Genomic DNA, 18542 nt, shown 5'->3' on the forward strand with positions numbered 1-18542 from the left:
CATCCGGCCAACCGGGAACGCGTTCAGTATGAACAAACAAGGAATCGAACGCGAATCCGGGCCCGGTTTATGCCCCACCCCGCCGCGCCTCCCGGCCGCGCCGCCCGCCCGGGCCGCCCGGCCCACCGCTCCCCCGCCCGCCGCCCGCCCGGCCCGGATCGGGGCGCCGCCGCTCCCCTGCGTACGCTGAGGACCATGGCCAAGACCGAGCGCCCGAACCCCGAGCCACTCGAGGCGAACGACGTCGCCATCGTCACGGGCGGCACCATCGTCTGGTTCGTGCTGTTCCTCGCCCAGTTGCCGTTCTACGGCTGGCACGCCGACCACGACCGCGAGTGGTGGGTCTGGACCTGCCTGGCCGGGGCGGGGCTCGGCCTGATCGGCATCTGGTACGTGCGCCGCCGCCGCGACGCCATCCGGCGCCACCAGGAGAAGCTGCGCCAAGAGCCCGCGGAGGCGCGCGACCTGGGCTCGACCGGCTCCTGAGGAGGGTGCGGGTCGCGGCCGTGCGTCGGCTCCGTCCCAGGGATGATTCACGTCATCCCGGAGAACAGTTCATGGCCAGGACCGCACCCGCGCGTAACCGCCGCACCGTAACGTTCCCCCCATGACCAACCGGATCGACAGCGGCATAGAGGACCCGGACCGCGCACCGGTACGGGAGGCCCAGGCACCGGCACCCCGTCCGCCCACCGGCGGCGGCGCCGACACCCCCGGGACACCGGGCCTGACCGCCGCCGAGGTCGCCGAGCGCGTCGCCCGCGGGGAGATCAACGACGTGCCGGTGCGCTCCTCGCGGAGCACGGCCGACATCGTCCGGGCCAACGTCTTCACCCGGTTCAACGCGATCATCGGTGTCCTGTTCATCATCATGATCGCGGTCGCGCCGATCCAGGACTCGCTGTTCGGCTTCGTCATCGTCGCCAACACCTGCATCGGCATCATCCAGGAGCTGCGCGCCAAGAAGACCCTGGACAGCCTCGCGGTGATCGGCGAGGCCAGGCCGCGGGTGCGCCGCGACGGCCGCACCGCGGAGGTCAGCACCTCGCAGATCGTCCTGGACGACGTGATCGAGCTCGGCCCCGGCGACAAGGTCGTGGTCGACGGCGTCGTGGTAGAGACCGACGGCCTCGAGGTCGACGAGTCGCTGCTGACCGGCGAGGCCGACCCGGTGCTCAAGCGCCCCGGCGACCAGATGATGTCCGGCAGCTTCGTGGTCGCGGGCACCGGCGCGTTCACCGCCACCAAGGTCGGCCGGGAGGCGTACGCGGTCCAGTTGGCCGAGGAGGCCAGCCGGTTCACCCTGGTCCACTCCGAGCTGCGCAGCGGCATCGACTCCATACTGCGGTTCGTCACCTATCTGATGGTGCCGACCGCGGTGGCGCTCATCGCCAGTCAGATCTATGTGGAGGACGAGGACTGGAAGGAGGCCGTCCGGCGCATGGTCGGCGGCATCGTCCCGATGGTCCCCGAGGGCCTGGTGCTGCTCACCTCCATGGCGTTCGCGATCGGTGTGATCCGGCTCGGCCGCAAGCAGTGCCTGGTGCAGGAGCTGCCCGCCATCGAGGGCCTGGCCCGGGTGGACGTGGTCTGCCTGGACAAGACCGGCACCCTCACCGAGGGCGGCATGGACGTCAAGGAGGTGCGGCTCCTCGACGGCGGACGGGGCGACGGCGGGCCGGGCGGGGACGGCGCCGAGTGGACGCGCGAGCGGGTCGGGCGGGTGCTCGGGGCGCTCGGCGCCGCCGACCCGCGGCCCAACGCCAGCCTCCAGGCGATCATCGACGCCTACCCGGCCCCCGACGGGCACCGCGCCACGGCCACGCTGCCGTTCTCCTCCGCGCGCAAGTACAGCGGGGCGACGTTCGACGGCCTGCCCGGAGAGGACGGGGACGGCCCGCCCGGCGGGCACGGGGCCGCCCGGGTCACCTGGCTGCTCGGCGCGCCCGATGTGCTGCTGCCCGAGGGGCACGGCGCGCAGCCCGGCGTGGAGGAGCTGAACCGCCAGGGCCTGCGGGTGCTGCTGCTGGCCAGGAGCGAGCGGGACCTGCACGACCCGGAGGTGGCGGTCTCGCCCGCCCCGGTGGCGCTGGTCGTGCTGGAGCAGCGGCTGCGCCCCGACGCCGCCGACACCCTGCGGTACTTCGCCCAGCAGGACGTCCAGGCCAAGGTGATCTCCGGCGACAACGCGGTGTCGGTGGGCGCCGTCGCCGGGAAGCTGGGGCTGCCCGGCGCTGACGCGCCCGTGGACGCGCGGCGACTGCCGCAGGAGCGCGACGCGATGGCGCGGGAGATCGAGGCCGGGGCGGTGTTCGGCCGGGTCACGCCGCAGCAGAAGCGGGACATGGTCGGCGCCCTCCAGTCGCGCGGGCACAACGTGGCGATGACCGGCGACGGCGTGAACGACGTGCTGGCGCTGAAGGACGCCGACATCGGCGTGGCCATGGGCTCGGGCTCGGAGGCGACCCGGGCGGTGGCGCAGATCGTGCTGCTGAACAACAGCTTCTCCACGCTGCCCTCGGTGGTCGCCGAGGGCCGCCGGGTGATCGGCAACATCGAGCGGGTCGCCAACCTGTTCCTGACCAAGACGGTGTACTCGGTGCTGCTGGCCATGCTGGTGGCGATCTTCCAACTGCCGTACCCGTTCCTGCCGCGGCACCTGACGCTGCTGTCCACGCTCACCATCGGCGTGCCCGCGTTCTTCCTGGCGCTGGCGCCGAACCGGGAGCGGGCGCGGCCCGGGTTCGTCAAGCGGGTGATGCGGTACGCGCTGCCCGCGGGCATCATCGCGGGCCTGGCCACGTTCATCTCCTACCTGCTGGCGCGGAACCACTACACGGGCGAGGGCGCGCTGGACGCGGAGACCAGCGTGGCGACGCTGACGCTGTTCCTGGTGGCGATGTGGGTGCTCGCGGTGATCGCCAGGCCCTACACCTGGTGGCGGGTCGGCCTCGTGCTGACGATGGGCCTCGGGTTCCTGGTGGTGATGGTCACCCCGTACCTCCAGACGTTCTTCGAGCTGAAGCTGGTGGGCACCGAGGGTCCGTGGACCGGGGTCGCGGTCGCGGTGGTGGCGGCGGTCCTGCTGGAGATCAGTTGGCGGGTGGTGGACCGGCGGGCGGACGCCGAGAGGGAGCCGTCGGAGGGCTGAGGCCGCCGCGGCGGGGGCGCGGGAGGGGACGCTCCTCCGGGGTCCGGGTGAGCTTCGCCCCCCTGGGCCCCCGTCGGGGGCCGCGCCCCCCGACCCGCCGGGGCCGCTACTCGAACCAGCGGTCCCGTTCCAGTTCCGCCGTGCGGTCCGGGTCCTCCAGGAGGGCGGCGATCTCGAAGCGGCGGGCCCACTGGCCCGCGGCCCAGGCGAGGCCCGCGGCCAGGCCCTCCACGGTGGCGGCGTGCAGCACCCCGCCGGTGTACCGCCAGTCCAGCTCGGTGCCTCCGGCGACCAGCAGCTCCTCGTGCTCCCAGTACCCCTCGGGCGCGTCGGGCAGCAGTTCCCGCACGGCCCGCGGCACCTGGTGGTACTCGCCCTCGGAGACCACCTCGGCGGCCAGCGCCGAGCTCACCCGGCGCACCTGGAGCAGATCGGCGAGGTCGTCGGCCAGGCGCGGGGGGACGGGCAGCAGCGGGACGCCGGTCGTGAGCGGCAGCAGGTCGGGCGCGTCGGCGACCAGGGCGTCGGCGGCGTCCACCACCCGGGTCCCGCCGTCCACCACGGCCCGCAGCTCGTCGGGCAGGGTGACGGCCTCCGGGTCGAGCTCGGCCAGGGCGGCGTGGATGCCGTGCAACTGCGCCGGGGTGACCTCCCGGTCCGGGTCGGCGAGCCGGGCCAGCAGCTCGGCCGGGCCGCCGGGCTCGTCCAGCAGCGCGGCCACGGAGGTGCGCACGCCCAGGGCGCGCAGCACCTGGTCGTCGGGCAGCGGCACCTCGGCGTCGGCGCCCGCCTCGTCGTACAGCCCGGCGAGCAGCCGGTCGCCGCCCGCGGCGCGCATGCCGACGGGCCTGCGGCCGTCCAGGACGGGGTGGTCGCGCAGCCACCACGCGGTGTACGGCCGCACGGTCCGCGTGGAGCCGTCCGGCAGCAGCACCCGCACCGGCTGGATCAGGGCGTCCCGCAGCGGCGGCCGGGAGAGCATCGCCAGGGCGCGCGGCCAGGCGTCGTCGTCCACCAGGTCCAGGTCGCGCACCGCCACCACCTCGGTGGCCACCGGCGGCACATCGGTCTCGGGAAGCTGGTCGAGCACGTCCTCGCACCACACGTCCACCGCGTCCAGCAGGCCGATGTCCTCCGCCCACGGCGGGGAGCCGTCCTCGGGCTCCAGCTCGTCCGGGTCGAGCACCACGTCGGTCGCGCGGACCAGGCCGAACGTGGCGAGGACGCCGACCGCGGTGAGCGGCTGCTCGCCCCAGCGCTCCACCAGCTCGGCGTCGCAGGCCGCCAGCTCGCCCTCGCGGATCACCGACTCCAGCGGGCTGCCCGGCAGCACCATCTCGCCCGCCGGGCACGGCTCCCCGTCCTCGTCGGGCAGCGCCAGCGCGGCCAGCCACGGCTCGTCGCCCGGCGCCAGGTTCGCGGCCCGCACCAGGGACAGCACGATGTCCGCCAGCTCCTCGGCGGGCATCCGGCCCGGCTCGTCGTCCCACGGCAGCGGGCCCTCGTCCAGCGACGACTCGTCCACGGCGGCCCGCACCTGAGGCGTGGTCAGCACGGCGCGGGGCGTGGCGGGCAGCGCGCCCAGCTTCTCCAGCAGCGGGTGCGCGGCGTCCGGGTGGGCCACCTTCAGGCCCAGGCGGGCCAGCCGCCGCGGGTCCACGCCGAGCTCGTCCTCGGCGCCCGGCAGCGGCAGCAGCACCTGGCGCGGCCCGGTGACGGTGCGGCCGTCGGCCAGCGGCACGGGCAGGCCGGTCAGCGCGTCCGGGTCGGTGCCGGACAGCGCGTCGTACAGCTCGCGCCACCAGTGCGCGGGCCGCTCCGCCCCGGCGAGCCGGTCCACGGCCTCGCCGAGCGGCAGCCGCGCCACACCGAGCGCCCGCAGCTCGGGCCTGCGCTCCAGGCCGCCGGGGATCAGCGAGGGGAACACCTCGGCCAGCACCCGCACCGTCGCCGCGTTCGCGCCCTCGACCAGCTCGGCCTCCACCGGCCGCAGGGCGATCGGCACGTCCTCCCGCTCCGGCGCGGCGGCGGGCAGGAACGGGGTGCGGGGCAGTTGCGCCAGGATCTCCCGGCGCAGGGCCGCGTCCAGGTCGCCGCGGCCCAGCGGCCCCGGGACCAGGTCCAGGGTGCCGGGGCCGACCGGGGTCCACTCGCGCACCAGGCGGACGTACGCCTCGGCGGCGCGGGCCAGCAGGAACTCGGTGAGCGGGCCGGGCGCGGCGTGGCGGCGGGTCGGCTCAAGCGGCAGGGACGCGATGAGCAGCGCGGGCAGGCCCAGCGGCTCGTCGGTGGGGGTGGGCGCGTGCACCACGGGAGCGGTGCGGGGGCGGGCGGGGGCGCCGTCGGGGCCCACCGGCACCGCCCAGGTCACCGACCAGTGCGGGCGCAGCCGCTCCTCCACTGGCCGGTCCCGCAGCAGCGCGGCGTCCAAGGGCCCGCCCGCGCTCTCCACGCGCCAGCGGGTCGGGGTCGCGGCGGAGTCGGTGACCACGACGGTGCCGGACTCCTCGTGGCGGGTGAGGGTGCGGGTGCCCTCGGGGGTTTCCAGGACGACCTCGGCGAGCCCCGGCAGGGTCAGCAGCAGCGCGTCGTCGACGCCGGCGAGCAGCCGCTCCGCCAGGTCGCGGGCGGCGCCGTCGCGCAGCGGCAGCAGCACCACGGTGTCGTAGTCCTCGGGCGGGGTGCCGCCCGCGGGCAGCGGCAGGCGCAGCAGCGGCACATGGCCCTCCCTGCGGCGCAGCTCGTCCGCCAGCCCCGGGGCGTCCTGCCCCGCGATCCCGGCCAGCCGCCTGGCCTCGGCCAGCGACCAGCGCACCGCGCCGGAGCGGCTTATCACGGCGGGCTCGTCGCTGACCGCGAGCACCGCGGAGAAGCCGACGCCGAACCGGCCGACGCCGCCCGCGGCCTCGCCGCGCTTGGCGGAGGCGCGCAGGGTGGACAGCGACTCCACGCCCGCGGCGTCCAGGGGCGCGCCGGTGTTGGCGGCGGCGAGCAGCGCGGGGCCCTCGCCGTCGGCCGGACGCAGGGTCAGCCGCAGCCGGCCGGGCGCGCCCGCCCTGGCCGCCGCGTCGGCGGCGTTCTGCGCCAACTCCACCACCAGGCGGTCCCGGTAGCCGCCGAGGGCCAGGTCCTCCTCGGCGTTGGCGTCCTCCCGGAACCGCGCGGGGGAGGCCGCCCAGGCGTCCAGCACCGCGCGGCGCAGCGCCCCGGTCCCGAAGGGGTCGGTGTCCCCGACGTCCTCGCGCAGCATCGCCGTGCTCATGTGAAGCTCTCCCTCGCCGTCGAAGGCTGCTGTTGTCGCGGTCGCTGCCGGGGCGGGAGGGGCCCCTCCCGGTGCCCGAGGGGCCGCGCCCCTCGAACCTCCGCCGGGGGCTGCGCCCCCGGCCCCCGGCCGTGTGCTGTTGTCGCGGTCGCTGCCGGTGGGGAGGGGTCTCCTCCGGAGGCCAGGGGGCTGTGTCCCATGGACCCCCGCGGGGGCCTCGGGCCCCGGCCGGGGGCTCGCCCCCCGGGTTGCGGCCGGGGGTTCGCGCCCCGGTCCGGCTGGAGGTTGTGCCCCCAGGTCCGGCGGCAGCCGATGTCGGCGACAGTACAGAACAACGCGCGGCGGGGCCCGCCGGGCCCCGCCGCGTGAGGTTCTTCCCGGGTTCAGGAGTGGCCGAGCTCCTCGGCGGGCGCCAGCTCCTCCACGGAGCCCGCCGCGCGCTCCGGGTGCAGCGGCACGGGCTCCACGTCGTGCATCTCGTCCAGCACCGGCTCGGCGGGCTGGGGGGTGCGCGGCATCACCGCGGCCTCGGAGTGGGCGCCGCAGCCGAAGCCGAGGGACACCACGCGGCCGTCGGCGGGCGCGTACTCGTTGGCGCACACCCCGAACGCCTGCCGCAGCGAGCCGGCGAGCGGCACCAGGAAGCCGCACGAGGCGCACTGGGCGGGCGCGGCCTGGGCCATGGCGGTGCGCGGCCCGAACTGCTCCTCCCAGCGGTCCGCGGCGATGTGCAGGCCGTAGCGGGACAGCACCCGGGCGCGCCGCATGCCGATCTCCTCGGCGACGGCGGCGATCGCGGCCCTGGCGGGCGCGGGCCCCGCGCCGTCCGGCTCGGCCGGGCCGGCGTCGCCCGTGCCCGTGCCGCCCGTGTCGAGGTCCCCGGTGTCGAGGTCCTCCGGGTCCAGGCCCTCGGCGAGCGCGGCGACGGCGGAGTTCGGCGGGGGCTCGTCGGCGCCGCTCCAGCCCGCCTCCAGGCGCAGGTCGTCGGCCTCGGTGGGCAGCAGGTCGCCGGGGCCGAGGTCGCCCGGGCGCAGCCGCTCGCTCCACGGCACCCACTCGGGGGCGAGGATGGCGTCCACGCCGGGCAGCAGCACCGTCTCGTCCACGGTGACCTGCCTGCTGCGGGAGGCGCGGGCCAGGGTCACCGCCCAGCGCCAGCCCCGGTAGGCGGGGTCGAGGCAGGCGAAGGAGTGCGTGACGACGCGGTCCCCCTCCGCCTCCATGCCCAGGTGCTCGCCGACGCCGAAGGGACCGGCGGCCTCCTGCCCCGCCGCGCGCGCCAGTTCGACGGCCTCGGCGCACAGGCGGTCGGGAATACGGCTTCGCATCGCAGCACTCACAAGAACGATTCTCTCCTAAAGCCGTATGTCAAGGGCGCACTCCGGGCGGCGGAGCGTACCGCCCCGCCCGGCACGCCGGGGCGCACCGAAGCGCGCTCCCCGGGACCGGGGGCGGTCCGCGTCGACGCCGCGCGGCAACGCGCTGGTCGTCCTTCCATTCTGCTGGAACACCCGGCAGGAAGGACCACCGGAGTCGCTGTTCACCGGTCGGCTGCCTGGTGCACCGTACCCGTCCGGGGGCGGGGCGGGAAAGGACCGGGTGGAGGAGGCCGCGGGGTTGTTTGCGCACCGGCGGGCCGCCCGTCGCGCCCGGTTGAGGCAGTATGGCCGGGTGGCGGTCAAAGGTGCGATCAGGACCCGGTCCCGGAACGGGTCCGGGAACGTCTTGGTACGGGCGGGAACGTGGCCTGCGCGCGCACTCGGCCGGGTCGGCACCCGCCTCGGGACCCGGATCCGGCGGGCCACGCACTCGGGCGGCGCCGGTGAGACGGGCCTGGGCAAGCTGATCGAGCTGCACGCGGTGAACGGCGCGGGCGACATGCTGATCACGGTGGCGCTGGCCAGCACGGTGTTCTTCTCGGTGCCCACCGGGGAGGCCCGCGGCCGGGTGGCGCTGTACCTGCTGGTCACCATGGCGCCGTTCGCGCTGCTCGCCCCGATCATCGGCCCGCTGCTCGACCGGGTGCCGCACGGGCGGCGCGCGGCGATGGCGATGTCCATGCTGGCGCGGGCCGTGCTGGCGTGGACGATGGCGGGCGCGGTGGACGGCGCGGGGCTCGAGCTGTACCCGGCGGCGCTCGGCGTGCTGGTCAGCTCCAAGGCGTACGGGGTGGTGCGCAGCGTCGTCGTGCCCCGGCTGCTGCCCGACAGGACCACGCTGGTGAAGGCCAACTCCCGGGTCACCCTGGCCGGACTGCTGGGGACGGCCGTGGCCGCGCCGGTGGGCGGACTGCTGCACATGATCGGCCCCGGGTGGCCGCTGTACGGGGCGTTCGCGGTGTTCGTCCTCGGCACGCTGCTGGCGTTCACGCTGCCGCACAAGGTGGACTCGGCCAAGGGCGAGGAGAAGGCGACCATCGCCGAGCTCGCCAAGGAGCCGAGGACCGAGGGCGCGGACGGCGGGCGGGAGGACGCGGAAGCACGGCGGTGGCCGGGGTTGCGCGGCGTGGGGTCCTCGGTGCTGCACGCGCTCCAGGCGTGCGCCTGCCTGCGCGCGCTGTCCGGCTTCCTGACCCTGTTCCTGGCCTTCCTGCTCCGCGAGCATCCGATAGGCGGCTTCCCCGCCGCCACGTCGCTGGGGATCGTGGCGGTGTCGGCCGGTCTGGGCAACGCGCTGGGCACGACGATCGGCACCCGGATGCGCTCCCGCGCCCCGGAGACGATCATCACCACGGTGCTGGCGCTCGCCCTGGGCGCGGCGGTGTCCGCGGCCGTCTGGTACGGCGCGGTGACCGTGGCGCTGGTGGCGGCGACCGCCGGGTTCGCGCAGGCGCTCGGGAAGCTGTCGCTGGACGCGCTGATCCAGCGGGACGTGCCCGAGGAGGTGCGCACCTCGGCGTTCGCCCGCTCCGAGACGGCGTACCAGCTCGCCTGGGTGATCGGCGGCGCCATCGGCATCATGCTGCCGCTGAACGGCACGCTGGGCCTGGGCATCGCCGCGGGGCTGCTGGCGCTCGGCTTCGCGGCCACGGTGCGGGGGCTGCTGGTGGCCGGGCGCAGGGGGAGCCCGCGGCCGAGGACCGTGTGAGGCCGTGCCGCGTGAGCCCCGGGGCGGGGTGGGCCCGGGGCCGGGCCTGGCGGGGGGTCCGGGGGGTGCCCCCGATTGGCTCAGCCCACGGGGAGGGAAGGCCCCGGAAGGGGTGGTGGGCGGGGAAACGGGTGGGCCCCCGGGCGGTGGCGCGCCGGGGCCGCCGGGTAGCCTCAGGGCCATGACCATTCGCCGCCGTGCCGCCGTGATCGGCGCCGTTGCCGTCGGACTCGCCACCCTCGCCGCCTGCGAGAAGCCCACCCCGCTCGCGTACGTGACCGTGGGCACCACCTCGGAGCACACCGAGGCCGAGGACGGGTGTTACAAGGACGGGGACGAGATCTCCTCCTCCCAGGTGCAGAAGTGCCTGGACGCCGAGCCCACGGAGACGATCACGGTGGAGCCCGGTGACCGGCTCCGCCTGGGTGTGGACAAGTCGATCGGCGAGGACGGCTGGTACCTGGCGCTGAACGGCGAGGCGGTCACCGACCCGACCGAGCACACCTACCGCAGCGTGCCCACGGACGGCTTCTTCCAGGTGGACCCGGCCACGGGCGAGCGCCGCAAGTCGCTGAAGCTGTCCTTCGTCTCGGGGTCCATGGCCGAGGACCGGTACTACGGCGTGTGGAACTTCACGGTGAAGCTGGACGACTGACGTCCGCTCCGCTCCCTTGGCTCCCGAGTCCGCACGGGCCGGCGCGCGCCTGCTCGTGGTGACCGCGGTGGCGGCCGAGCTCGACGCCGCCGCCGCGGGCCTGCGCGCCCTCGGCGAGGCGCGCGAGCACACCCACGCGCCGGGGATCGCGGTCCGGCGTGTCGGGGAGCGCGCCGACCTGCTTGCGGCGGGGGTGGGCCCCGCCGCAGCCGCTGCCGCCACCGCGTCCGCGCTGACCGCGGCCGAGCTGCGCGGCGAGCCGTACACCCTGGTGGTGGCGGCGGGGATCGCGGGCGGGTTCGACCCGGTGGCGCCGGTGGGCTCGGTGGTGGTCGCGGACGCGATCGTCGCCGCCGACCTGGGCGCGGACAGCCCGGCGGGCTTCCTGCCCGTGGCCGAGCTCGGCTTCGGCCGCTCGGCGCACCACCCGGCGCAGCCGCTGTCCGGGCGCCTGGCACGGGCGCTCGGCGCGGTGCACGGGGCGGTGCTCACCGTCTCCACCGTCACCGGCACCGCCGAGGGCGCGGCCGAGCTCGCCGGGCGGCACCCCGGCGCGGCGGCCGAGGCGATGGAGGGGTTCGGCGTGGCGGAGGCGGCCGCGGCGCGCGGCGTGCCCGTCGCGGAGATCCGCGCCGTGTCGAACACCGTCGGGCCCCGCGACCGCGCCGCCTGGCGGATCGGCGACGCGCTCGCGGCCCTGACCGCGGCGTTCACCGCACTGACGCACGAGTTGCCGGAGGCCCCATGAGCACCCCCGCGGAGAGGCTGCGCATCGCCTACTCCCCCTGCCCCAACGACACCTTCGTCTTCCACGCCTGGGCGCACGGGCTGGTCCCGGGCGCGCCCGGCATCGACGTCACCTTCGCCGACATCGACATCACCAACGGCATGGCCGAGCGCGGCGAACTCGACGTGCTGAAGGTGTCCTACGCGGTGCTGCCGTGGATCCTCGACCGGTACGCGCTGCTGCCGTGCGGGGGCGCGCTGGGGCGCGGCTGCGGGCCGCTGGTGCTCACCCGGGACGCGCTGGAGCCCAAGGCGCTGGCCGGCCGCACGGTGGCCGTGCCGAGTGAGCGGTCCACCGCCTACCTGCTGTTCCGGCTGTGGGCGGCCGAGGCCGTGCCGGACGGGGTGGGGCGGATCGTGGTGCTGCCGTTCCACGAGATCATGCCCGCGGTGCGGGACGGCGTGGTCGACGCGGGCCTGGTCATCCACGAGGCCCGGTTCACCTACCAGCGGTACGGGCTGACGCGCCTGGCGGACATGGGCGAGGCGTGGGAGGCGAGCACCGGACTGCCGATCCCGCTCGGCGCGATCGTCGCCCGGCGCTCCCTCGGCGGGGAGCAACTGCGCCGGATCGCGGACGCGGCCCGGGACTCGGTGCGCCTGGCCTGGCGCGACCCCGAGGCGTCGCGGCGCTATGTGGCCGAGCACGCGCAGGAGATGGACCCGCAGGTGGCCGAGCGGCACATCGGGCTGTACGTGAACGAGTTCACCGCGGGCCTCGGCGACGAGGGGTACGCGGCGGTGCGGGGGCTGCTGACCCGGGCCGCCGCCGAGGGCCTCGTCCCGCCGCTGCCGCCGGGCGCGTTGGAGTTCCCCGGGGAGTGACGCCCGGCTCGGGCGCCCGCACACACGCCGGGCGCGCCGCGTTCACCACGCGGCGCGCCCGGCTGTCGTCCTCCCGGCCGGCTCCCGGCTCACACGTCCAACTGGTCGGCCACCGCCCGCAGCACACCGGCGATCTTGCGGCCGTGGGTCTTCTCCGGGTAGCGGCCCCGCTGGAGCGAACGGGCCACGTCCTCCAGCAGCGTGGTCAGGTCCTGCACGATCGGCAGCAGCTCGTCGGGCTTGCGGCGCTGCGCCGCGGCGACGGACGGGGTCTCCAGCAGCGTCACCGACAGCGCCTGGTCGCCGCGCTGCCCCGCGACGACACCGAACTCCACGCGCTGACCCGGTTTGAGGGTCTCCACTCCGGCGGGCAGCACCGACGAGTGCACGAAGACGTCCCCGCCGTCGTCGCGGGAGAGAAAGCCGAAGCCCTTCTCACTGCTGAACCACTTGACCTTGCCGGTAGGCACGTCAGACCTCGTCCTCGCGTCGATTGTTTCTCGTCACGTACAGCACAACACACCACAACGGTGAATACCGCGCTCTTTTCCGGCGCCCGGTTCCGGGGCGGCCCGCTCCGGGAACGCCCGGGGCCGGGCCGCTCCGGCAAGTACCCCGTGGCTGGACCGCTCCGGGGAGAACCACCTCGAGAGTTGGTCCAGTCCGGGTCGGGTGGCCGTTTTCGGAGAAGCTCCTCGACGGCCGGTGCGGAAATTCCGGAAAACGCAAGCGGTGCGGGCGACCGGACGCACCGGTAACCCGCATCCACCAAGGCTAATGGTCCACCAGCGGGTGGCAAGATGCCCTGCCTCGCCACAGCCGCGGTACTCCCGTCGGCGTCCCCCTCCCCCCTCCGGCCTACCCTGGAGCGGTGAGCGACGAAACCCGGACCCAGCCCGGCGACCTGTTGATCCGCACCGGGGGAATCGTGTTCCTCATCGGCGCGGTCGCCACGGTCGCCACCGTCATCCCCCTGCTCCTCGGCATGGACCCGCTGCCGACCCCGGCGTACCTGGTGTCGATGCTGATGGCCGTGGGCTTCGCCCTCGCCGGCGCGGGTCTGCTGCGCAACATCCACACCCAGCGCCGCGCGGCCCGCGCCGCCGTGGAGGGGCACGGTCCGGGAGTGCGCCCGCTGGCGCCGTAGCCGCGGCGGACGCGCGGACGCCCGGGGAGCGGGCGGGCCCGCGCGGCCGGGAGCGCGCCCCGGGCCCCGCGGGGAGCGGGGCGGCGCCCGCCCCGCGGGCTCAGGCCCGGGAGACGTACCCGGTCAGCCAGTCCGAAAAGTGGGTGAGGTCGTCCAGAATCACGTCGGCGCCCTCCGCGCGCAGCTCCTCCGCGCCGCACGGGCCGGTGGGCACGGCCACGCTCAGCGCTCCGGCCGCGCGCGCCCCGCGCACGTCGCCCACGTGGTCGCCGACGTACACCGCCGCGCCGTACTCGCGCAGCGCCTCCGCCTTGGCGTGCGACCACAGGCCGCCGACCACCGCGTCCGGCTCCAGGCCCAGGTGCGCCAGGTGCAGCTTGGCGTTGGGCTCGTACTTGGCCGTGACCACCACGCTGCGGCCGCCGTGCCGCCGCACCGCGGCCAGCGTCTCCGCGGCGCCCGCCATGGCGGGGGTCGGCTCGATGGCGTGCCCGGGGTACAGCGCGCGGTAGCGCTCCCCCGCGTCCGGGATGCCCTCCGCGGGGAACCAGTGCGCCAGCTCCTCCTCCAGCGGCGGGCCGAGCCGGGTGATCGCCAGGTCGGCGTCCACGAACACGCCGGTCTCCCGGGACAGGGCCCGGTAGGCGGCGCGGATGCCGGGCCGGGAGTCGATGAGGGTCATGTCGAGGTCGAAGCCGACCGTGAGCGGGGTGGTGAGGGACATGGGGGCCATTGTCCCCGAGGCCGGGTGCGCACCTGTTCGCCCGGGGCCGGTGTTGTCCGTCCGGTTAGGGGAGCCTATCCTCACCTCGGCGGCACGGCGCCGACCTGGCTGATCGTCCGCACCCCTCCGGGTGGCGGCCCCTGACCCCCCGTCCGGTCGCGCGAGCCGGCCCCGCCCGACTCGCCGTCCCGGCGACCCGACGACCACCCGAGGAGCCCCGCTGTGAGACCCCCGACCCGCCGCGCCGCGCTGGCCGCCGCCGTCCTCGCCCTGCTCACCGCCGCCTGCGGCTCGTCCGACTCCGGCGAGGGCGGCGAGGGCGCGGCGTCCACGCGCACGGTGCGGACCGCCAAGGGCCCGGTGAAGGTGCCGCAGTCGCCGAAGCGGGTCGTGGTGCTGGACACCGCGGAACTGGACTCGGCGCTCACCCTCGGGGTCACCCCGGTCGGCGCCACCCGCGCCGACGTCGCCGGGGGCTTCCTCGGCTACCTCGGCGAGGAGCGGACCGAGGGCATCGAGGACGTCGGCACCATCGGCCAGCCCAACCTGGAGGCCATCGCCGCCCTGCGACCCGACCTGATCCTCACCAACGGCGCCCGCGACGCCGACCGGTACGACGAGCTCACCGCCATCGCCCCCACCGTGATGACCGAGACCACCGGCCACCCGTGGAAGGAGAACTTCCAGGTGCACGCCGACGCGCTGAACAAGAAGGCCGAGGCCGCGAAGGTCGTCGCGGCCTACCGGGACCACGCCGCGAAGGTCACGAAGGCGGCGGGCGGCGCGGCCCGGGCGAAGCAGACCGAGGTGTCGGTGGTGCGGTTCGTCGAGGGTGCCAACACCCGGCTGTACGGCAGGCAGAGCTACATCGGCACCATCCTCGCCGACGTCGGCCTCGGGCGGCCGAAGACCCAGGACATCGACGAGATGATGGTCGAGATCAGCCCGGAGAAGGCCGACCTCGCCGCCGGCGACGTGATCTTCCACTCCACCTACGGCGACCCGGACAAGGCCCGGCGCAAGGAGGTCACCGGCGGCGCGCTGTGGAAGAACCTGGAGGCGGTGCGGGCCGACCGGGTGTTCGCCGTGGAGGACGAGCTGTGGATCCAGGGCATCGGGTACACCGCGGCCGGCCGGATCCTCGACGAGCTCCAGCGGGCGCTCACCCGGAGCTGACCGCCGAGGCCCACCGGGGCCCGGCCGCCGGGCGGGCTCAGCCCTCGGCGCGGGAGCGGCGGTGGGCCCGCCACAGCAGGAACAGCGCCGAGCCCAGCGCAGCAACCCGCACCATCACCGGCAGCAGGTCCTCCAGCACCGGCCGCAGCCGGTCCTCGGGCAGCGGCTCGCCCCACCGGCCCTCGGCGCGGCCCCACAGGTACACCGCGGCCGCGGCGGCCGAGGCGGCCGGGATGCCCACCGCGGCCATCTGCGCCTCCGCCCGGGTCAGCCGCGCCGAGTAGTAGGCGAGCAGCCAGCCGACCAGGACCGCGAGCCACGACCCGGCGACGGTGCCGCCGACCAGCAGCCCGGCCGCGGCGACCTCCCGCCAGTGCAGCAGCAGGCCGCGCCCGCTGAGCAGGCCGCCGCGGGCCGGCCGCGCCGCGGATCCGTCCTCGGACGGGGTGCCGCCCTCGGACGGGGTGCCCGGCGCACCGTCCCGCGGGCGGCGCAGCAGGCGGCGGAGCGGCCCGGCCTTGGCCTGCCGCGCGGTGTCCTTCGCCCCGTCCGGCGGCGTGCGGGGGGCGGGGAGCGCCAGGCCGAGGTCGTCGGGCGGGTCCAGGAGCGGGTTGCGGGCCGCGCCCCGGTCCGGCACCCGCCACCACTCCGGGTCCAGCGCCGGGCCCGGCCGGGAGGTGTCGCCGGGGAACGGCGGGGCGAGCCCATCGCCGGGGAACGGCGGCGGCACGCCCTCGGCGACCCTGCGGTACACCTCCGCCTCCACCACGGCGTCCGGGCTGCCCAGCCTGCCAAGGACCCGGCGCACCCCGGCGGGGCCGTCCTCCTCCTCGGCCCGCGCCCGCTCGATCTCCTCGCGCAGCCGCACCACGAGCTCGCGGCGCCGCTCGGCGGGCAGCGCCACCCGCGCCAGGTCCCCGACCCGGCTCAGGTACTCGTGGACCAGCCGCTCGTTCTCGATGCCCGTACCGTCAGCGCCCATACCGTCAGCCCTCCGCCGCGTCCCCCCGTGCCCGCCCGCCTCCCCCGTGACCCTGTCCCCGCCGCGCCGGTCCGGTCAACCGCCGGGGGCGGACCGGGCCGCGGCCCGACCGGGGCCGTACGCCGGGGGGACCCGCGGGCCCACGGGCGGCTAGTGTGGAGCGGATGAGCACACAGCGCACGGAGGCAGGGCGGACCGGGGAGGGGCGGACCGAGGAGGGCCGCGCCGACGCGGGCACCGCGCCCCGCACCCTGGCGGAGGACCTGCGCGCCCGGGACGACCGGGCGCTGTCCGCGCTGCTGCGGGCGCGGCCCGACCTGCTCTCGCCCGTACCGAACGATCTCACACAGCTCGCCACCCGCGCCGGAACCCGCGCCTCCGTGGCGCGGGCCCTGGAGCGCCTGGACCGGTTCACGCTCGCCACCGCCGAGGCCCTCGCGGTGGCGCCGGACAACTGCGGTCTCGGCGAGCTCGCCGCGCTGCTGCCGGACGCCGCCGAGGACGCGGTGGCGCGGGCGCTGGACACGCTGCGGGAGCGGGCGCTGGTCTGGGGCGGGCGGGAGCGGTTCCGGCTGGTGCGCACCGCCCGCGACCTGCTGGCGCCCGCCCCGAACGCCCCCTCGCCCACCGGTCTTGGCCCCACCCTCGCCGAGGCGTCCGCGGGCATCTCCCCCGGCCGGTTCCAGGAGATCCTCGCCGACGCCGGGCTGCCCGCCACCCACGACCCGGTCAGCGCGGTGGCCGCCCTGACCGCCCTGTTCCGGGACCGTCCCCGGATGGAGGACCTGCTCGGGCAGGCGCCGCGCGAGGCGAGGGACGTGCTGGCCAAGCTGACCTGGGGCCCGCCCTACGGGGAGGTGTCCACCGACGCCCGCGCCGGGAGCGTGCGCGCCGCCGAGGCGGCCACGCCCGTGCAGTGGCTGCTCGCCCGCGGCCTGCTGCTGCCCGCCGGGCCAAGGACCGTCGTCCTGCCCCGCGAGGTCGCCCTGCACCTGCGCGGCGGACGCGCCCACCGCGACCTGCGGCCCGAGCCGCCCGCGCTCGCCCCGCGCCCGCTCACGGCCGCCGCCGTGGACGCGGGCGCGGCCGGGCAGGCGTTCACCGCCGTGCGCACCGTCGAGGAGCTGCTCGCCGGCTGGGACACCGGGGGGCCGCCGGTGCTGCGCGCCGGCGGCCTGGGCGTGCGCGACCTCAAGCGCACCGCCGCCGCCCTGGAGACCGGCGAGAGCACCGCCGCGTTCTGGCTGGAACTCGCCTACGCCGCCGGGCTGCTCGCCTCCGACGGGGAGGCCGACGAGCGCTGGGCGCCCACGCCCGCCCACGACGAGTGGCTGCGGCTGCCGGCCGAGGAGCGCTGGGAGCGGCTCGCCGCCGCCTGGCTCACCGGCACCCGCGTGCCGGGGCTCGCCGGGGAGAAGGACGCCAAGGGCCGGGTGCTGAACGCCCTCGGCCCCGACCTGGACCGGCCGCTCGCCCCGGCGGTCCGCCGCCATCTGCTCGGCCTGCTCGCCTCGCTGCCCCCGGGTGCGGGCGCCGACCCCGGGGAGCTGCTGGAGCGCCTGCGCTGGGACCGGCCGCTGCGGGGCGCGGCGGGCGAGCTGCGGGACCGGCTCGCCCGGTGGGCGCTGGCCGAGGCCGAGCTGCTCGGCGTCACCGGGCGGGGGGCGCTGGCCGGGCACGGCAGGGCGCTGCTGGACGGCGGCCCGGCCGCGGCGGCGCTCGGCCCGCTGCTGCCCGAGCCGCTGGACCACGTGCTGCTCCAGGCCGACCTCACCGCCGTCGCCCCCGGCCCGCTGCTGCCGCGGCTCGCCGCCGAGCTGGCCGTCGCCGCCGACGTGGAGTCCAAGGGCGGCGCCACCGTGTACCGGTTCACGCCCGAGTCGGTGCGGCGCGCGCTCGACGCCGGGCGCACCGCCGCCGAGCTGCACGCCTTCCTCGCCGAGCACTCCCGCACCCCGGTGCCGCAGCCGCTGGCCTACCTCGTGGACGACGTGGCCAGGCGGCACGGGCGGCTGCGGGTCGGCGCCGCCTCGGCCTATCTGCGCTGCGACGACGACGCGCTGCTCGCCGAGCTGCTCGCCGACCGACGCTGCGCCGGGCTCGGCCTGCGGCGGCTGGCCCCCACCGTGCTGGCCGCGCGCAGCGACCCGGGGGCGCTGCTGGAGCGGCTGCGGGAGATCGGGTACGCCCCGGCCGCCGAGTCCGAGCACGGCGACGTGCTGGTCGCCCGGCCCGAGTCGTACCGCACCCCGCCCCGCTCCGCTCCGGCGCCCGTCGCCGAGGGCCCGCCGGAGCCGGACGAGACGCTGCTGGGCGCGGCCCTCACCGCGATCCGCGCCGGCGACCGCGCCTCCACCGCCAGGCGCCGCCCGTCCGTCCCCGCCCCCACCCCCGGCGGCCTGCCCCGCTCCGCCGCGGCCGAGACCCTCGCCACGGTGCAGGCCGCGGTGCTGGCCGGGCAGACCCTGTGGATCGGCTACGTCAACACCGACGGCGCCGCCACCCAGCGACTGATCGCCCCCGTCCGCGTGGAGGGCGGCTTCGTCACCGCGTACGACCACACCACCGACGAGGTCCGCACCTTCGCCCTCCACCGGGTGACGGGGGTGGCGGAGTTGGAGGAGGAGGCACCGTGAGAGGGCCGCGCTGACGGCCGTCCCCGCCGTCGGCCCCTCGCTCCTCCCCGCCGTCGGGTAACCGACCGCCCCGCTTCCCGTCCGCGATCAGGCAGACTTGTGGTTTGGCTC

At 76.6% G+C, this 18542-nt stretch carries 14 protein-coding genes; 9 read left to right on the forward strand and 5 right to left on the reverse strand.

Annotation, left to right across the window (positions count from 1 at the left end; all coding sequences use genetic code 11):
* Positions 1–195: 195 nt before the first annotated feature.
* Positions 196–486, forward strand: a complete 291-nt coding sequence (locus ACYVO2_RS04045; protein WP_461006158.1) for a DUF2530 domain-containing protein — start codon at positions 196–198, stop codon at positions 484–486.
* Between the two features lie 121 nt (positions 487–607).
* Entirely contained in the window at positions 608–3151 is a 2544-nt protein-coding gene (locus ACYVO2_RS04050) for an HAD-IC family P-type ATPase (RefSeq protein WP_461006159.1), read from the forward strand.
* A 106-nt stretch (positions 3152–3257) separates the two neighbouring features.
* Here the strand turns inward: ACYVO2_RS04050 and ACYVO2_RS04055 are convergent, their stop codons facing one another.
* Both ACYVO2_RS04055 and ACYVO2_RS04060 read right to left on the reverse strand, forming a co-directional pair.
* The gene (locus tag ACYVO2_RS04055; RefSeq protein ID WP_461006295.1) at positions 3258–6401 is read right to left on the reverse strand and encodes a sacsin N-terminal ATP-binding-like domain-containing protein; all 3144 of its coding nucleotides are present in this window, start codon (positions 6399–6401) and stop codon (positions 3258–3260) included.
* A gap of 395 nt (positions 6402–6796) precedes the next feature.
* Positions 6797–7741 carry a DUF3027 domain-containing protein gene (locus tag ACYVO2_RS04060; RefSeq protein WP_461006160.1) on the reverse strand — a complete coding sequence of 315 codons (945 nt, stop codon included), beginning with the start codon at positions 7739–7741 and terminating at the stop codon, positions 6797–6799.
* Between the two features lie 343 nt (positions 7742–8084).
* Here ACYVO2_RS04060 and ACYVO2_RS04065 point away from each other — a divergent pair, with 343 nt between their 5' ends.
* The 4 genes from ACYVO2_RS04065 to ACYVO2_RS04080 all read left to right on the forward strand — a co-directional run bounded on the left by ACYVO2_RS04065 (position 8085) and on the right by ACYVO2_RS04080 (position 11766).
* The gene (locus ACYVO2_RS04065) at positions 8085–9500 is read left to right on the forward strand and encodes an MFS transporter (RefSeq protein WP_461006296.1); all 1416 of its coding nucleotides are present in this window, start codon (positions 8085–8087) and stop codon (positions 9498–9500) included.
* Positions 9501–9681: 181 nt separating this feature from the next.
* Positions 9682–10155, forward strand: a complete 474-nt coding sequence (locus ACYVO2_RS04070; protein WP_461006161.1) for a DUF2771 domain-containing protein — start codon at positions 9682–9684, stop codon at positions 10153–10155.
* A gap of 16 nt (positions 10156–10171) precedes the next feature.
* On the forward strand, positions 10172–10903 hold the full coding sequence (locus ACYVO2_RS04075; protein ID WP_461006162.1) for a futalosine hydrolase: 732 nt from the start codon (positions 10172–10174) through the stop codon (positions 10901–10903).
* Positions 10900–11766 carry a 1,4-dihydroxy-6-naphthoate synthase gene (locus tag ACYVO2_RS04080; RefSeq protein WP_461006163.1) on the forward strand — a complete coding sequence of 289 codons (867 nt, stop codon included), beginning with the start codon at positions 10900–10902 and terminating at the stop codon, positions 11764–11766. The genes ACYVO2_RS04075 and ACYVO2_RS04080 overlap by 4 nt, the downstream gene beginning before the upstream one ends.
* 89 nt (positions 11767–11855) lie before the next feature.
* On the opposite strand, the gene ACYVO2_RS04085 is transcribed toward ACYVO2_RS04080, so the two are convergent.
* Positions 11856–12236 (reverse strand): cold-shock protein, encoded by a 381-nt coding sequence (locus tag ACYVO2_RS04085; protein ID WP_461006164.1) that lies wholly within the window; start codon positions 12234–12236, stop codon positions 11856–11858.
* Positions 12237–12637: 401 nt separating this feature from the next.
* On the opposite strand from ACYVO2_RS04085, the gene ACYVO2_RS04090 reads away from it, so the two are divergent.
* Positions 12638–12913, forward strand: coding sequence for a hypothetical protein (locus ACYVO2_RS04090; RefSeq protein ID WP_461006165.1), 276 nt, complete (start codon positions 12638–12640; stop codon positions 12911–12913).
* 100 nt (positions 12914–13013) lie between these two features.
* Here ACYVO2_RS04090 and ACYVO2_RS04095 read toward each other — a convergent pair whose 3' ends face one another.
* Positions 13014–13646, reverse strand: coding sequence for an HAD family hydrolase (locus tag ACYVO2_RS04095; protein WP_461006166.1), 633 nt, complete (start codon positions 13644–13646; stop codon positions 13014–13016).
* Between the two features lie 213 nt (positions 13647–13859).
* On the opposite strand from ACYVO2_RS04095, the gene ACYVO2_RS04100 reads away from it, so the two are divergent.
* Positions 13860–14813 carry an ABC transporter substrate-binding protein gene (locus tag ACYVO2_RS04100; RefSeq protein ID WP_461006167.1) on the forward strand — a complete coding sequence of 318 codons (954 nt, stop codon included), beginning with the start codon at positions 13860–13862 and terminating at the stop codon, positions 14811–14813.
* A gap of 37 nt (positions 14814–14850) precedes the next feature.
* Here the strand turns inward: ACYVO2_RS04100 and ACYVO2_RS04105 are convergent, their stop codons facing one another.
* Entirely contained in the window at positions 14851–15795 is a 945-nt protein-coding gene (locus ACYVO2_RS04105; protein ID WP_461006168.1) for an HAAS signaling domain-containing protein, read from the reverse strand.
* 164 nt (positions 15796–15959) lie between these two features.
* Here ACYVO2_RS04105 and ACYVO2_RS04110 point away from each other — a divergent pair, with 164 nt between their 5' ends.
* On the forward strand, positions 15960–18431 hold the full coding sequence (locus ACYVO2_RS04110) for a helicase-associated domain-containing protein (protein ID WP_461006169.1): 2472 nt from the start codon (positions 15960–15962) through the stop codon (positions 18429–18431).
* The last annotated feature ends 111 nt before the right edge of the window (positions 18432–18542 follow it).

This window comes from Streptomyces capparidis (genome assembly GCF_054782095.1).

What these genes read in the sequence shown, in the direction of transcription:
- ACYVO2_RS04045 (WP_461006158.1), top strand. Translation starts at nt 196, where the DNA reads ATGGCCAAGACCGAGCGCCCGAACCCCGAGCCACTCGAGGCGAACGAC.
- ACYVO2_RS04050 (WP_461006159.1), top strand. Translation starts at nt 608, where the DNA reads ATGACCAACCGGATCGACAGCGGCATAGAGGACCCGGACCGCGCACCG.
- ACYVO2_RS04055 (WP_461006295.1), bottom strand. Translation starts at nt 6,401, where the DNA reads ATGCTGCGCGAGGACGTCGGGGACACCGACCCCTTCGGGACCGGGGCG.
- ACYVO2_RS04060 (WP_461006160.1), bottom strand. Translation starts at nt 7,741, where the DNA reads ATGCGAAGCCGTATTCCCGACCGCCTGTGCGCCGAGGCCGTCGAACTG.
- ACYVO2_RS04070 (WP_461006161.1), top strand. Translation starts at nt 9,682, where the DNA reads ATGACCATTCGCCGCCGTGCCGCCGTGATCGGCGCCGTTGCCGTCGGA.
- ACYVO2_RS04080 (WP_461006163.1), top strand. Translation starts at nt 10,900, where the DNA reads ATGAGCACCCCCGCGGAGAGGCTGCGCATCGCCTACTCCCCCTGCCCC.
- ACYVO2_RS04095 (WP_461006166.1), bottom strand. Translation starts at nt 13,646, where the DNA reads ATGGCCCCCATGTCCCTCACCACCCCGCTCACGGTCGGCTTCGACCTC.
- ACYVO2_RS04105 (WP_461006168.1), bottom strand. Translation starts at nt 15,795, where the DNA reads ATGGGCGCTGACGGTACGGGCATCGAGAACGAGCGGCTGGTCCACGAG.
- ACYVO2_RS04110 (WP_461006169.1), top strand. Translation starts at nt 15,960, where the DNA reads ATGAGCACACAGCGCACGGAGGCAGGGCGGACCGGGGAGGGGCGGACC.